Annotated in this window: 12 protein-coding genes; 7 read left to right on the plus strand and 5 right to left on the minus strand. The window is 45.6% G+C overall.

What is annotated here, in order from left to right; genetic code table 11:
• Positions 1-39 precede the first annotated feature (39 nt).
• Positions 40-972: a signal peptidase II gene (locus tag AZI87_RS03670; RefSeq protein WP_063205060.1), complete on the plus strand. Its 933-nt coding sequence runs from the start codon at positions 40-42 to the stop codon at positions 970-972.
• Between the two features lie 36 nt (positions 973-1008).
• Here the strand turns inward: AZI87_RS03670 and AZI87_RS03675 are convergent, their stop codons facing one another.
• Both AZI87_RS03675 and AZI87_RS03680 read right to left on the minus strand, forming a co-directional pair.
• Positions 1009-2556 carry a methyl-accepting chemotaxis protein gene (locus AZI87_RS03675; protein WP_155722489.1) on the minus strand — a complete coding sequence of 516 codons (1548 nt, stop codon included), beginning with the start codon at positions 2554-2556 and terminating at the stop codon, positions 1009-1011.
• A 201-nt stretch (positions 2557-2757) separates the two neighbouring features.
• Entirely contained in the window at positions 2758-3588 is an 831-nt protein-coding gene (locus AZI87_RS03680) for an exonuclease domain-containing protein (protein ID WP_063206555.1), read from the minus strand.
• 158 nt (positions 3589-3746) lie between these two features.
• Here AZI87_RS03680 and AZI87_RS03685 point away from each other — a divergent pair, with 158 nt between their 5' ends.
• Positions 3747-4394, plus strand: a complete 648-nt coding sequence (locus AZI87_RS03685) for a TorF family putative porin (protein WP_253696412.1) — start codon at positions 3747-3749, stop codon at positions 4392-4394.
• Here the strand turns inward: AZI87_RS03685 and AZI87_RS03690 are convergent.
• Both AZI87_RS03690 and motA read right to left on the minus strand, forming a co-directional pair.
• Positions 4366-5328, minus strand: a complete 963-nt coding sequence (locus AZI87_RS03690; protein WP_063205061.1) for a flagellar motor protein MotB — start codon at positions 5326-5328, stop codon at positions 4366-4368. The two genes, AZI87_RS03685 and AZI87_RS03690, sit on opposite strands and share 29 nt — an antisense overlap.
• 97 nt (positions 5329-5425) lie before the next feature.
• Complete coding sequence (motA, locus tag AZI87_RS03695; RefSeq protein WP_081112120.1) at positions 5426-6292, minus strand: flagellar motor stator protein MotA; 867 nt, start codon at positions 6290-6292, stop codon at positions 5426-5428.
• A 104-nt stretch (positions 6293-6396) separates the two neighbouring features.
• Between motA and AZI87_RS03700 the strand changes: the two genes are divergently transcribed.
• Positions 6397-8205, plus strand: a complete 1809-nt coding sequence (locus AZI87_RS03700) for a protein-disulfide reductase DsbD family protein (RefSeq protein ID WP_063205062.1) — start codon at positions 6397-6399, stop codon at positions 8203-8205.
• Positions 8206-8261: 56 nt separating this feature from the next.
• Here AZI87_RS03700 and AZI87_RS03705 read toward each other — a convergent pair whose 3' ends face one another.
• The gene (locus AZI87_RS03705) at positions 8262-8765 is read right to left on the minus strand and encodes a hypothetical protein (RefSeq protein ID WP_063205063.1); all 504 of its coding nucleotides are present in this window, start codon (positions 8763-8765) and stop codon (positions 8262-8264) included.
• Between the two features lie 106 nt (positions 8766-8871).
• On the opposite strand from AZI87_RS03705, the gene AZI87_RS03710 reads away from it, so the two are divergent.
• The 4 genes from AZI87_RS03710 to AZI87_RS03725 all read left to right on the plus strand — a co-directional run bounded on the left by AZI87_RS03710 (position 8872) and on the right by AZI87_RS03725 (position 15489).
• Positions 8872-9921, plus strand: a complete 1050-nt coding sequence (locus AZI87_RS03710; protein WP_063206558.1) for a hypothetical protein — start codon at positions 8872-8874, stop codon at positions 9919-9921.
• On the plus strand, positions 9876-10742 hold the full coding sequence (locus AZI87_RS03715; protein WP_063205064.1) for a pseudouridine synthase: 867 nt from the start codon (positions 9876-9878) through the stop codon (positions 10740-10742). The genes AZI87_RS03710 and AZI87_RS03715 overlap by 46 nt, the downstream gene beginning before the upstream one ends.
• Positions 10743-10745: 3 nt before the next feature.
• A complete protein-coding gene (locus AZI87_RS03720) occupies positions 10746-11633 on the plus strand; it encodes an EamA family transporter (protein WP_063205065.1) in 888 nt (295 codons plus the stop codon).
• A 112-nt stretch (positions 11634-11745) separates the two neighbouring features.
• Entirely contained in the window at positions 11746-15489 is a 3744-nt protein-coding gene (locus tag AZI87_RS03725) for a tail fiber domain-containing protein (protein ID WP_063205066.1), read from the plus strand.
• Positions 15490-15520: the final 31 nt, after the last annotated feature.

Raw genomic sequence — 15520 nt, forward strand, 5'->3', positions numbered from 1 at the left:
TCTTCGCAAGAACTGGTGTGAATTGTTAGACTGAAGTGCATGAAAAAACGCGAATGGCTTATAGTGATTCTTCCTTTGCTCGCAACCTGGCTCGTGGACCGTGTCACGAAAATCTGGGCGACAGGAATCACGCAGCTAAAATCTTTTGGTCCGGTTCACTTTGTTTTGCATCACAATCACGGCGCGATGCTGGGATTGTTTTCAGATTTACCGTCAGTACTAAGAATCGTGTCTCTTTCTACGGGTGGAGCTTTCCTTCTTTGCACCTATGCTTTGATTCAATACCTTCTGCCGATCAAATCCTTAACTTTGCGAAGCGGTCTTTCTATTCTTATTGGCGGGATCATTGGCAACGTGACCGATCGGATTATCTGGGGTTATGTCGTGGATTTCATTGTCCTGGGCACGCCTTCTCTTTCCAGCCCGGCTTTCAACTTAGCGGATGCATTGCAATGGCTGGGTTATGCGCTGATCGTATATGCGATCATTCGCGAGGGTGAACTTCTGTGGCCCGAAAACAATGTTCGTAAGCAATACTGGGTGAACATGCCATTTCAGTTGAAGTACTGCTTCATTCTGATGGCCGTTGGTCTAAGCCTGACTTTGATTTGCTTGGTGTTTTCGTACACGTATATGCGAGTGACGATTCAAGAGCTGGTGGGGAATAACGCTTTCTTATTGAATAAGTTTCTGGTTCCTTACGTCATCACTTTTATAATTATCTGTATCGCCTTTTGCGCGATATTGTTTGCGGTGGGACGTTTGATCTCTCATCGAATCGCCGGCCCACTCTATGCCTTTGAGCGTTTTTTAAAGACTTCTTTGGAAGGAACATCGTCGCCTCTTAAACTTCGAGCCGGAGATGAGTTTAAACATCTGGAAGAACTGGCCGAACAAATCAATGAGCGGCTAAATCAAATTAAAAAAGAGCGCACCGTCAACGTCATCGAATACAAAGAAGATGAAAACTAAAAAAAAGGGAATCTGTGAAGATTCCCTTTTTCGTTATTAAGCCACATCATTCAAGGGCAGTAAGTCTTCGTTCGTCTTTGCGACCGTTTTTTGTACGGCTGCAGATGAACGGGCTTTCGACGCCTTTACCGGAGGAGGCACCGGCGATGCCGCAACCTTCTGCTCCCCTTTGATTGTTTCTACCAATGTACCAATTACCTGAGTCATGCTATCAGCTTGCGCGGAAAGCTCCTCTGCCGCTGCGGCCGCCTCTTCTGATGTCCCGGCATTGATTTGGGTTACCTGATCTAACTGATTCATTGCTTTGCTAATCTGGGCAATACCATTGCTTTGCTCTGTACTTGCCGCCGCGATCTCATTGTTTAATTGAGTCACCTTCTTCACTGCATTTACGATTTCACTAAGAACAACACCACTGCGTTCAGCTTGCTCACTGCCCACTTCAATACGTTCGACAGAGGCTTTAATAAGATCCGTAATATCTTTGGCTGCCAATGAACTTCTTTGCGCTAAAGTTCTTACCGCTTCCGCCACGACCGCAAAACCTTTACCCTGTTCACCCGCTCGAGCCGCTTCCACGGCCGCATTAAGGGCTAATAGATTTGTTTGGAAGGCAATATCATCAATCACGTTGATGATCTCAGCAATTTTCTTAGAGTCTTGGGAGATGCCCGACATCGAACCTACTAGAGTGCGGATTTCCTGTTCGCCCCGAGTGGCAATGGAACTTGTCTCATTCGACAAAGACGCTGCTTCCGCCGCGTTGTTGGAGTTGACCTTCACCATAGAAGAAAGCTCTTCGATGGTCGCCACTGTTTCCTCTAGCGAAGAGGCTTGTTCAGTGGAAGCCTGCGATAATTGTTCAGAGGAAGATGCGATCTGTTGAGCCGCTCCCGAAACTTGCATGGAAGCGCTTGAAAGATTTTCGATGACAGAATTAATCGCTCTTCCAAGTGAGACCAGGACAAAACCTGCCAAACCTGTCCCTAAAAGAATAGCGAACGCACTCACCAAGATCATCAGCATACGAGCGTGTTCGTAATTGCTTTGCGCCATTGCGGCTTCTTCTTCCATGCGCTTTTCATTGCGCTCTACCGTCGAATTGATGATTTCTTCACCGAACTTTCTAAGCGGAGCGCCCTTTTTTTGAGTCATCTCTAAAGCAGCCTTATCGTCACCTTTAGTAGAGTGATTTTTTACCTCCGCCGTTGTATTCCACCATGTCAGATAGTTTTCTTTGAATTGCTCCATCTCTTTTTTTCCAGTTTCGGTTGAAATGGCATGCAGAGAATCAATTTTTTTAAGCATTTCTTCATGACGTTTCTGCATCAATCCCCAGGCTGTTTCCATAGCCTCTGGGGAATCTTCTAAAATCAAATTCTTTTCATTCATCATTTGCAGATAGAACAACGCTTTAATGTCTTTAACTAAAGAAACGCGCACGCTTTTTTCTTCGACAATGGATTTTAAAGACAGATTAATGCCTTCCATACGACTAAGACCAATACCTGCGATAGTTAATGAACCAAGAACAAGAATGGCCATCACAAAGGCCAACTTAAAGTTGAGACTTCTTTTTTTCATTTAGATTTTTCCCCTTAATTACGCACAACACATCTTGCAATTGCATGCAAAACGACGAGGGGATTTTCGGAAGATAAACAAACAACTAAAGTTTATTTTTAAACAAATTTTGTTAACACGTTGATGCGTCCACCTAAATAACTTCTCGGAACACCTCGAACAAAAGTTCGATTTCTCCTCTGATAAAACTGCTATGGAATATTAAGCGTAGACGACAGCGACGTCATTGATGCGATTTAGGTAATACCGCTTGGCTGTTTTTTCGTTGTGACAAAAGGCTTGCAAGTAATCCCCGTCCGGATTTCTTACAATACCGATAGGAGTGATTCGGCGAACTTCCCCTTTTGCAGAGCCTCCCATATAAACCATGTCGATATCTCGTTTAGCCAAAATGGCCTCTTTGATAAATTGAAACTTTGGTTCATTCAGCGCAGCTAACGAATAATCACGCCACCAAAGATTCTTCGCTTGGCTTTTGATCACTTCAGCCAGTGTGACATTTTCGTTCATCTTTTGAAAACAAGCTAACGCGACATAAAGACAAGACTTCGCATCATCATAAGCGCGATGTGCCTGGCCGCCATCGATGGTTAAATGCTTCACTAATGTTTGGAGTTTGTGATTTTCAACTCCATGTATCCACTTACGCGAAAGAAGACTTGTGCACAACGCCGGCTCGGAAGGTAACGGCAAATGATTTTTCTCGAAGTCTGCCGCCAAGAATCCCATGTCAAACGGGGCGTGGTGAGCCATCACAATCGTCCCTTTGATAAAGTCATGAATCTCGCGAATTTTTTCTGACATCGGTGGCGCATCGGCGACCATCTCGTTTGTGATGCCGTGAATACCAATGATGAAATCGGTCATTAACTCACGCGGCTTAATTAGAAATTGCAGCCGCCCAATTTCTTCCCCTTTATACCATTTCACCGCGCCGAATTCGACGATGTCATGTCCCACCGGATAAGCTCCGCTGGTCTCGGTATCAAAAGCGACAAAGGTATATTCATTCAAAGGAAGATCTAAATTCATAGGAACAGGCACCATAACACCTTTTTGTGTCAGCGACCAGAGCCAAAAGTCCAGTCCCCGAAATCTCTGGCAGTGAAGTCTTTGTTTTTCGCTCGCGATTAGTTCAGAATGAAAAGCACTTATCTATGCGAAGATACATTGCTTTTATAATTATTCTAATGAGTTCGTGGACAGCTCAAGCCGCCGACGGGACATCGCCGACGTTTGATCTATCTGGTGACATCAACCTGCTATCTCATTACGTAGAAAACGGTTTATCCCAGTCCGATAAATCGCCTGCCTTGCAGGGTTCATTTTGGTTTCACTTTGGCTCTCAATTTCGTTTAGGAATTTGGGGTTCGAATACCAATTTTGAAAATAGTGATGATCACTTTAATTTAAGACTTCTTGGCGACATCAAAGTCTCTTTTTCTCAGAACACAAACCTGATCATCAGCTATGCCCAAAGCCAGTACTATAACGGTGGCGATCGCAATGGAAACATCATTGGTGTGCGTCTGAACTCATTCGATTATCGCATTATGTACAGCAGTTTTAGTAACTGGGAAGGCACTGACGAGAATTCAAAACGCTATGCCTTTGGAAAGTTCTTCAATGTTTTCAATGGTTGGAAGTGGGATAACGAGATTGGTTACAACACTCCCAATGTTGATGAAATTAATCCTTATTTTGATGCACGGACGGGGCTGGGAACAAAGTGGGGAGTGATCTTTTTTGAAGGAGCCCTCACTGGAACCAGTGAAAGCTCCCAATTTAATGGTGCCGGAGATTTCTTCTTTATTCTGTCGGCGTCGACGGAGTTGTAATTCCCGCGGCTTCGTTCAGCTCTTGATCCACTTGTTCTTTCAAGTTTTTCGGAGCTTCTTGTTCTTTTTTACGGTTGCTGATCTGATTCACGAAGTTGTCATACACAGACATATCCACACGTGAAGGACCAAACAAAGTTTCTAGCTTACGCGGTTTACGACCGTCCGAAGTGATTTCTTTCTGCGCGATCTTCACGCGAATGAAACCCACAAGCTTCGCCGGATCGATCTCGCCTCTTTTTTCCTTCACACTGATTCCGCCGGTGACAGACACTGTGTTTGTTTCCAAAGAAGCTAGGATCTTGTTGCGAACAATATCAAATCTTTCTGCCGCCACTTTGTTTGCCGTCATCACGTTGCCATCGGCCACCGCTTGCACAAACAATCCGGACGTTAATTTAATATCTGCGTCTTTCAAGCCCGTTGTAATGCCTTTGATCTTATCCATGACTTTGACAAAACTTGCATTTGGAGTCGACGTGCCTCTTTCAAAAAGCATGTAGTCAGGAATATCAAAGTCATAACCTTCCGGAGTGACTTGCACGTTTTTGGCAACATCATTCATCTGGTCTGCCAAATAAGCCGCCACCACTTTTGTTGAACCCATATCCAAAAGATTTGGAGTTTGATCGGCAGGTTCCATAAAGCTTTGGAATGCCTTCAAAGGTTCATTCAAAATATCCAAGAATAGTTTTTCTAGAGTGATCTCGGCACCGAAGTTCTGGAAATTGTATTCAATCACAGACGGTGTAGAGAAATAATCTGAAACGGCTTTTTTCGTTTCTTCGGATTGACCTAAAAGCCACATCACCAGGAAGAACGCCATGAGGGCCGTCATGAAGTCGGCCAAAGCCACCTTCCAGGAACCGCCGTGATGGCCGCCTCCTGAAACAATGATCTTTTTGATAACAATGGTTTGCTTTTTTTCTGCCATTTCTTATCCAGTTTTCTTGAGGTTCCGTCCTCAGTACTTATTTCTCAATCCGTTCAGCTACGCGGGCTGAAGCCCGCTTCGCCTGCTCGACAGCCGATTACGCTGCCTTCTTAATTTCTTTAGTCGCTTTATCAACTTCGTCGAATGAAGGACGCTCTTCAGGCATGATTGTACGGCGAGCGTACTCAACACACACGATAGGAGGCGCACCTCTTTGCAAAGCAATCATCGCGGCTTTGATACAAGCAAGGTAACGACCTTCTGCTTCGATATCCGCACCCATTTTTGATGCTGTTGGAGCAATCAAACCGTAGGCACAGAAAACCCCTAACATGGTTCCAACCAGGGCGCCGGCAACCAAGGAACCGATCTTTTCAACCCCTTCAGTTAAGTGGGCCATGGTTTTTACGATACCCAGAACGGCGGCAACGATACCCAATCCAGGGAAACCGTCGGCGACTGTTTGCACCGCGTGCGCGGCCATGTGTTCTTCGTGGTGGATCGCTTTAATATCGGCATCAAGAAGATCATCCACATCATACGGAGACATCTCTGCTGACAATGTGATTTTCATCGTGTCACACAGAAAGTGAACCGCGTGGTGATTGTGCATGAAGCTTGGGTAAGCTTTGAAGATGTCACTCTTCTCTGGTTCCTCGATGTGTTTTTCAATTCCTTGCGGACCTTCTTTTCTGAACGCTTGGAAAAGTTGGAACATCATCTGCAACAATTCGACATAATCCTGCTTCTGAGGACCTTTTGCCGTCATCGCCTTGATACTCAATTTGATACCAGATTTAATAATTTTCATCGGGTTCGCAATAATATACGCACCGAGTGCGGCTCCCCCGATAATCATCATTTCGATAGGCGCTGCTTTCAAGATAACGGACATGTGACCGCCGGCTATAATGAAGCCCCCGAACACCATCACGAATACGACTATGATACCTACAAATCCCATAAGATATGACCTCTTCAGTTTCTCTATCGGAGACAGTTGTGGTAATATTGAGTCATTGCCGAATAAACTTGCCCATGGTCCGGACTGGGACTAAGAGGAAAAGCATGAAACGCAGCCTGAAGTACATTTTAGCATTCACACTTTTACTTCTGACGAGTCCTTGGTCTTGGGCGCAGCTCAACACCAACGACACCGATCCTCTTCTTGTAGAAACGAAAGTAATTCCTTTTGAGTGGAACCCCGGCCAGGGTGGAACTCTTGAAATTAAAATGAAACTTCCACCGGGTTATCACGCCTACGACGATCAATTCAAAGTCGTTATCTTGGAGCCCGATGGATTTCAGGTGGCGCCACTGAATGTTGCACCCTTAAAAAAATGGTTCGATAAGTTTTCAAAAAAGGAGCGCTTGGGAATTGAAAATGAGGCGACTCTGCAAGCGCATATTGAAGCTCCCAACCGGTTCTTGAAAAAACATGACAAGATGAAGCTTGAGCTGACTTATCAAGCTTGCTCTGACCAATTTTGTCTTTTCCCTACAACGAAGTTGATTGAAGTTCCTATCACAGTCACGGTTGTCGAAGGCTCACCGCAAATCGTTGAACAAGAAACCACACCGGCCATGACCTCCCCTTCTTTCTTCGACTCTGGAAGTTTTCAAAAACTTCTGGGCGCCAGCATGTTCACCGGACTTCTGTTTGTTTTCTTGGCGGGAGTCTTCACAAGCTTCACACCTTGTATCTTCCCGATGATTCCTATCACCTTGGCCGTGTTAGGAAATCACGCGAATGAAAGAACACGTCTGCAAAACTTTATCACGGCGTGTGTATATGTTTTGGGTATTGCCACGACTTATTCTGTCTTAGGCCTTGTAGCGGCTTCTACCGGCGGCGTTTTTGGCGCGACCTTAGGAAATCCCTATGTCCTTGCCGTGATCTGCACCATTTTCCTGGCGATGGCCTTAAGCATGTACGGACTTTATGAGATCCAAGTGCCTGCTGCAATTCGCAATCGCTTCGGAGCTGGTCAGCAGAAAAAAGGTTTGGGCGGCGCTTATCTAACCGGGTTGTTTGCAGGCATCGTGGCCAGCCCTTGCGTCGGTCCTGTGCTTGTTGCAATTTTAACTTACGTCGCGTCTACGCAAAACAAAGTGATGGGTTTTCTTTTCCTATTCACTTACGCCGTCGGCTTGGGATTGATCTTTATCGCGATGGGAGTATTTACCGAGCTTAGTCGAGCCCTTCCCCGCTCAGGTCCTTGGATGAATGCTTTTAAATTCATTCTTGGCACTTTAATGTTGAGTGCCTTCTATTATTACTTAGAACTTCTTCTGCCAGAGCGTTGGTTTGATCTGGCTTTGGGTGTGGGTTTAATTATATTGGCAAGCGTTTACGGTGCTTTCTTGGCGGCGGATCAGGTGGCCGCGCCTTTAAATAAAATCCGCAAAGGACTGATGCAAGCCGTGCTTCTTGTAGGTGTGGGTTACATCGCATTAGCAGCTTTTGAACTTCGTCCTTACATCCGCGGTCGCATCATGGCTAACGACAGTCTGAATCAAATCCAAAAACTTCAGTGGCAAGTCTACTCGGAAGATCTTTTGGCAGAGGCCGCTAAAAATGGAAAACCTGTGATCATCGACTTCTGGGCCGAATGGTGTGCCGCTTGCCACGAACTGGAAGAGCATACGTTTTCAGACGCTCGCGTGCGCGCGATGGGACAAAATTTTGTGTTCTTAAAGTTTGATGCGACAAAAGACTCAGACAAATTGCGTGAGCTAAAAAAGAAATACAACATCCAAGGATTGCCCACGGTGATCTTTATTAATCCCAACGGTGTCTGGATTGATGCTCTGACACTGACGATGTTTGAAAAACCGGATGCGTTTTTAAAGCGCATGGAAAAAGCAGCTCAATAAAAAAAAGCCGGTTATGACACCGGCTTTTTTTTCTTTTAAAATATCTGAAATTTTTCTTACAGACGCTTTAAACGAGCGATTTCCATTTTTGCTTCATTCAAAGCGGCTTGCGAAGAAATCATCTGCGCTTCTTTTTCCGCCAAAAGTTTTTGCAAGTGGTTCATGCGAACTTCAAAACTTTTGATCACGTTGTTATGGCGATCGACCATTTCTTGAACCTTCAGATCCAGGCTTTTACGCTCGTTCACACGTTGCGCCAGTTGCGTGATCTTTTGACCGGCTTCAGTGGCAAGCCCGTTATGGCTTTGCTCTAAGCGGCCCAAAAGCTGGCTTTGTTTTTCAAATTTGATGTTAGAAGATTTAATCAGTTCGTTCACCGTCGCCACCACCTTGTTCAGCTGGTCAGCTAAGGCCTGGTTCTGAGCTTTCAGCTCGAAAATCTGACGATCTGTGTTCAAATAGTTGTTTCCTACTGTGCTCATGTTCGTAGGAATTTCCATTGTAGGACTCTTGGCGACTTTCTTTTCCCCAAATAGTTCCGGATTTAGTTCTTTCTGCATAAGACGCCCCTCCTAGGACTTCAAAAAAATCTACGTCTTCTATCATATTTTTTCTGGACTAAAATTTCAAATGTTCATACTTTATGCGCGAAGGGGGAACCGCATTTTGCTTAAGGTTGGACAACTTTTAAAATTCGTATCTGATCTAAATCCGCAAAATACGCCCACGCGTCTGTCATTCTTCAATTTTTTGCGTGGTTTTCCTCATCCTGACGACGTTTTGACCCCAGAATTGATCGAAATGTTTTTTAACTACTGCATGGACTACCCGCACTGGGCGTCCAATAAGCAGCAATTGGGTCATGAAGTTCAGTTTTTGTTAGAGAATTTCAATAGCTTCTATCAGCAGAAGTTTGACTTGAGTCCCATTCGTTTCCCGCAAAACATGCAGTTGATCGAAATCGAGCATTTCCATGACTTGATTGACGCAGTCAGCTCTTATGTTAAGACGCTTTGCGGCGAAAATGACAAGTTCCGCGTTCTTCCAGATCAGAACAAACGCGTGATCGTGATTCTTCTTCGCGAAGACAAATCTTTGGAAGTTCGCAGTTTTGATCGCAAGTTCACTTTGCGCAACGGTCAGTTGGAGCCTCTTCGCAAAGACTTGGTGCTTTACTACAACTCCGAATTGGAGTTGAGCAGCCAACACACCCACAAAATTGAAGTGGCTCCTTACATCACGGCTCAGTTCCGTGTGATGGGCGAAAAGGTCACAGGTTCTTTGCTTCGCGGGTATGTTTTTCAAAAACTTCAAGAAATGAAAAGCGAGCCTCTGGCTGAACAGACGCGCGTTTTGTTCCCGATTAAGCGCCTAGAACAGTTTTTTGTCGATCGCCGAACGGATCCTTACTATCAGGATTTGGTCAGCCAACTTGAAAGAACTTGCGCTTTAATCCAACAGGGTGATTCTGAGGCGCTAAAATGGTCTTCCATCGTCTTGAACAAAGCTGAAACCGCTCTCGATAATATCTTTATGGGAGACAAGCTCATGACTCTTCTTGTACGTGACCTCCGTCACGGCATTGGAGAATACGGCCGTAAGAATATCTCCTCTTCTGACCTCACTGGTGGTATATTGTCTTCACAACAATTACCCGAGGCCGATGAAGAATGTCTGAAAATAACTCCGCTCAAAGAGTTCGACTTAATAAACTAATAGCTGATTCAGGATTAGCATCCCGTCGTCATGCCGACCGCATGATTGAAGAGGGACAAGTCACTGTAAACGGAAAGCGCGTTTACGAGTTGGGTATCAAAGTGGATCCTACCGCAGATCGCATCATGATTGACGGTAAGCCTCTTCGCAAACCTTTGTCGCAAAAATACTACCTTGTCTTTAACAAACCCAAAGGTGTCTTGACGACAATGGATGACCCTCATGGCCGCCCGACAGTCGCTGACTACTTGGGCGAGGTGCCTGCACGCGTATTCCCTGTGGGACGTCTCGACTGGGATTCAGAGGGCATGCTTCTTCTGACGAACGATGGTGATTTTGCAAACAAAGTCATGCATCCAAAAGCTGAAGTAACAAAAACTTATCTAGTCAAACTAGATGGTCAACCGCAACCTCACCAAATCGAAAAGCTAAAAAAAGGTGTTTCGATCGTGGGTGGTCGCGTGTCGGCTCGTCACATTGAAAAGATTAAAAAATCCGGCGACAACAAATCTGATAAATACGAGTGGTACAAAATCGTGATCACTGAAGGTAAAAACCGTCAGATTCGTCAGATGTTTGCTAAAGTCGGATTCGATGTTTTGAAACTTCAGCGTGTGGCAATTGGTCGCTTGCGTATGGGGGCTTTGAAAGCTGGCGAACTTATTTTCTTAAACGAAGTGGCTGTAGAGCGCGTCTTCTTGGCGGATGATCCGGAAGAAGTAAAACAAAAGCGCACCTACAAAGGCCGCACGGCTTCTGTTAAAAAGACGGCCAAACCCGCTTCGCGTATCCGTGTGAAAAAAGAATCTAAAGGCAAATAGTCCATGTCTTCCATAAACCCACGCTTAAGAGGCACGATTGAGATCTCTATTGCCAGCGTGGGTTTTGGATTTTTAGGTATCTTCGGTAAGTGGGCTTTTGCTTCCGGTCTTTCGGTCGGCGAATTTCTTTCTTACCGATTTACTTTAGCCGCCCTTCTGATTTGGATCTTCCTTCTTTTATTTAAACCTCAGTGGATCAAACTTACTCGTCGTCAGACGATGATTGCCGCTCTTTTAGGGGTTTTCGGTTACGCTTTATTCTCGACTCTTTATTTTGAAGCCATCGATGGCTTGAGTGTCACACTCGCAGCTTTATTGCTATACACCTATCCGTTTTGGGTGAATGTGTTTTCTCACTTTTTCACTCACGATAAAATTTCAAAAAAGGAAGCGCTCTGCCTGGTAGGAGCTTCTTTGGGATTGGTGCTTTTACTTTGGGGTCATATTGAGGTTCGTAACATCTGGGCGATTGCCGCAGGATTAGGTTCGGCCATCAGTTACGCGATCTACGTGATGTTATCTGGACGATTGCAACAGGGTGTGCGACCGATTTCCTCAAGTCTTTATGTGATCACCTTTGGTGCGATCACGCTGTCATTATTTCACCGCACGGATTATTCGCACGTACAAAGTCTGACAAGCTTTCAGGCCAGCTGCATTTTTGGTATTGCGGTTATCTGCACGATCTTGCCTTTGACCTTAGAACTCGCGGCCCTTCAAAAATTGCGCAGCAAAGAAGTCGCGCTGCTGATGATGATTGAACCTCTGACCGCAGCTATTATGGGCGCGATGATCTTTCACGAAAGCCTTAGTCTTCGTCAACTTTCTGGGGCTCTTTTAATCACCGGTTCTTTAGTCATCAATACTTTTAGCAAGCAAGACTCACCTTAGGCCCTTCAGAAAATCTTTAACAGCCGTTTCAATCTGAGACGAAATACTTATAGTGACGCAATATCACGTCTTTTCTCTTACAAAATGCTGTTAAGAATCCGATAAGAAAGATATGAGATCCGGAACGTCCATCACATTCATTCTCATGATTTTCTTTGTTTTTTCGGCCCACTCTTCGCCGAGAACCTTCACGTATCAAGGACGTATTCTTAAATCCGACGGAACTCCTCTTGAATACAATAATGTTAGCTTTGCCTTTGAAATTACAAACGCCTCTGGAAATTGCGTTATCTATAAAGAGCAAAGAAACAATATCAATATGCAAGGGTCCGGTGGGGTTTTCGATGTTCCCATCGGCTCGGGCGTAAAACTTTATCCGACGACAGCCGGTTATGATTTAAGAACTGCTTTTAACAATGCGGTTTCTCATAATTGTGAAGGTGGATCGACTTATCTTCCACAAGAAGATGACATTCGTATTCTGCGCGTGCAGTTTCATGATGGAGTCGGCTGGAAAGCGATAACTCCCAACAATGAAATTCGTGCGGTGCCATTTGCTTCCTTTGCAACATCAGCGTCTAAATTGGGCGATAAAATCGCCGATGATTTCGTTTTAAAAACATCCGTTGGTGCGTGCGCCCTGGGACAGTATCTGACTTATGATGGCACAAGTTTTTCTTGTCAAAACGACGCCGGTGGCGCGGGTATGGTTAGCGATGTGAATGTGACAGCTCCGCTGACAAAAGGTGGAACGGCTTCTATTCCAAGTCTTGGCATTTCGGTAGGCACGAGTGCGGGAACAGTCGCTGCGGGAAATGATGCGCGCTTTTTGAATGCCGAACGTCTGCGTGGAGTGAATGTGTCGTCAACACTTCCGTCCTCGGGTGGACAAGTTCTTCAATATGATGGCAGCCAATGGGGTCCGGCAGCTTTAGGAATTTCGAGTATCACGGGATTGCAAACGGCTTTAAATGACAAAGTGGCTGTCACAATGTTTCCAACGTCTTGTTCCGCAGGACAGTCTTTGGTTTTCGTCACACCGGCAAATAAGTTTGATTGCTACAATATTCAAATCTCTGAATCGCAAATATCAGGAACGATTTCTGGCGCAAAAATTTCTGGAAATATCACTGGAAACGCCGCAGGCTTCACGGGGAATTTGAGTGGCGATGTCACGGGAGCCCAAGCCGCAACGGTGGTTGGAAAAATTCAAGGCGTCGACATCGATACGACAGCGCCCACCGCAGGTCAGGTTTTAAAATTTGTCGGTGGCAAGTGGACTCCGGCTGCCGATATCGGGACATCTAATGCGGTTACCAATGGCGGCAACGCAACCAATATTAAGGTCGACACCAATGCGAACCGGCCCGCGACAGGCGCCGTCGGTGACATTTACATCGCATCAGATATCAATACCACTTTCGTGGGCTCCGGCGCCGGTTGGAATACTGTCGGTACATCCAACTTAGCTTTTACTTCAGGAACTCTGCCTATCGCGCGCGGTGGTACAAATAGTACGACAGCTTTGACGAACAATCGCGTGATGATGTCGTCAGGCGGTGCGATTGTTGAAGCCCCTGCTTTAACTGATGGACAGCTTCTAATTGGTCGAACTGGAAATTCTCCAGTCGCCGCGAATCTTGTCGCTGGCACTGGTGTGACATTGACGAATGCGGCAGGTTCAATCACTATTTCTGCAAATGGAGGACTAGCTCCAGGCGGAACTGCTGGTGGAGACCTCAGTGGCACTTATCCAAATCCGACAGTGGCAAAAATCCAAGGAACTTCTGTTTCAGCGACGGCCCCATCAGGAACGGGACAAGTCTTACGTTACAATGGGACGAATTATGCCGCGAATTTTTTAAGTCTTGCGGATATTCGTTCGACAGTGACTCCAGCAAATACTATTTTTCCTTCTTCACCGTGTGCAGCAGACAAGACTCTGAACTGGTCCGTCCTGACGGATACATTCACCTGTCAGAATATTGGAATCGCGGATTCGCAAATCACTTATGCATCTAAATCAGCGAAAACTTTCTTGGCTGCTCCTACTGGGGCTGCGGGTGCTCCGACATTTAGAACTTTAGCTTCCACAGATTTACCCACAAGTGGCGTGACTGCCGGAACTTACACTTCAGTGACTGTTGATACTTATGGTCGAGTGACCTCTGCTTCCAATCCTACAACAGCTTCTGGATATGGCATCACAGACACCTTCGTTCAGAATGGAAATTCATTCGCAGCGGGCGCCGTCTTAGGAACAAACAATGCTCAGCCTTTGAGTTTTGAAACAAATGGCACAACTCGAATGAACATTTTATCGACGGGAAATATCGGCGTGAATGTCGCGACTCCCCTGTCACCTTTGCATGTCGACGGAATATTCATGGCTGGTGAAAACAGCGAACGCGCTATTTCATTACAACCTGATGTGAGTTCAGGATTAACCGGGGCCGCTTCTGCCGCTCAAATTCGTATTTCCGAGCCCAACTTTGATGAAGGGACTGCGGGTTCCACGTTTCTGACTCACGAGTCCGATGGATCCACCGTTTTAGGAAATACAAGAAACAATGCAGGCTTATCAAGCGTGCGTTTTGTGACGACGCCAGATGCGGGTTCACCCACGGAAAGAATGCGCATTCACTCGGATGGCTCGGTGAGCGTGGGATCAACAGCCGCTCCCGTATTTATGACGGTGAATGCCGGAGGGACTGTTGCACCTTATGTTCCAACAACGGACCGAATGGCCGTGATTGGCACTGGCAACACTGTTATTCAAGTCACGAGTCCAAATAATGCCGCTGGTGGCATTTACTTTTCGGATCCAGAAGACCGTGATCCAGGTGGGATTTCTTACTCTCATCTTTTGAATTCCATGGCATTCAGAGTGAATGACGCCATCAACATGTATATCGACTCGAACGGCTATGTCGGGGTCGGAACAACAACACCTGGGTTTAAGTTTGAAGTCAAAGGTGGAAATGCTCAGATAACTTCTAATACCACGATGGCTAATACTGGCGCCGTCGGCGGACTTCGTATTTTCAACTCGCAGTCTTCTAATGCCGCCGACTATATCAACATCGGATGGATCGGTGAAAACAAATACGGAATTCAATCCGCAGATGAACTGACCAATCGTGATCTCTTTCTTAATCCGTTCGGAGGAAAAGTCGGCATTAACACGACGGCTTCAACTCATGCGTTGACGGTCGCGGGACAAGCTTATGTCACTGATGGAGCAGGCTTTGTAGAAATTCTTTCTCGCGCAGATTCTGCACTTAATGTCACTAATGACAATGGATCTAAGCGTGGGTTCACTGTTCATCACAACGCGACCACCCTGCTATCGCAGTTCTATTATTGTCCCGGTGGCGCCTGTACCTCGAAGATGACTTTTGATTACAACGGCAATATGTGGATAGCTGGAACTTTAACTCAGGCTTCGGACCTGCGACTGAAAACCAATATCGCACCTCTAGAAAATAGCTTGGATAAAATTCTTTCTTTGGAAGGCGTCAGTTATGACTGGAAAAATCCTGAAGGTCGAGGCCATCAGATCGGTCTTATCGCTCAAGATGTCGAAAAGGTTTTTCCCGAGGCGGTAGAAACCAATAAAGAAGGCTGGAAGGCCGTTGCTTATCAAAACTTAGTGGCTCCTTTGATTAATGCAATAAAAGAACTTCATGCCTTGGTTATGACTCAAAATGGGAATCAAGATCGCGCTATTGCGTCCTTGCAAGAGTCTAACGAAGTTCTGAAAGCAGAAGTTCAAAACCTTTCAGAACAGAATCGTCTGCTGAAGGACGCCCTGTGTGAATCTCATCCTCAGTCTAAGATCTGTCAAAAAAAGTAAAAAGCTTTGCTTCACAGAAGCAACAGAATAA

Source organism: Bdellovibrio bacteriovorus (genome assembly GCF_001592745.1).
In the GTDB taxonomy this organism is placed as follows: domain Bacteria; phylum Bdellovibrionota; class Bdellovibrionia; order Bdellovibrionales; family Bdellovibrionaceae; genus Bdellovibrio; species Bdellovibrio bacteriovorus_B.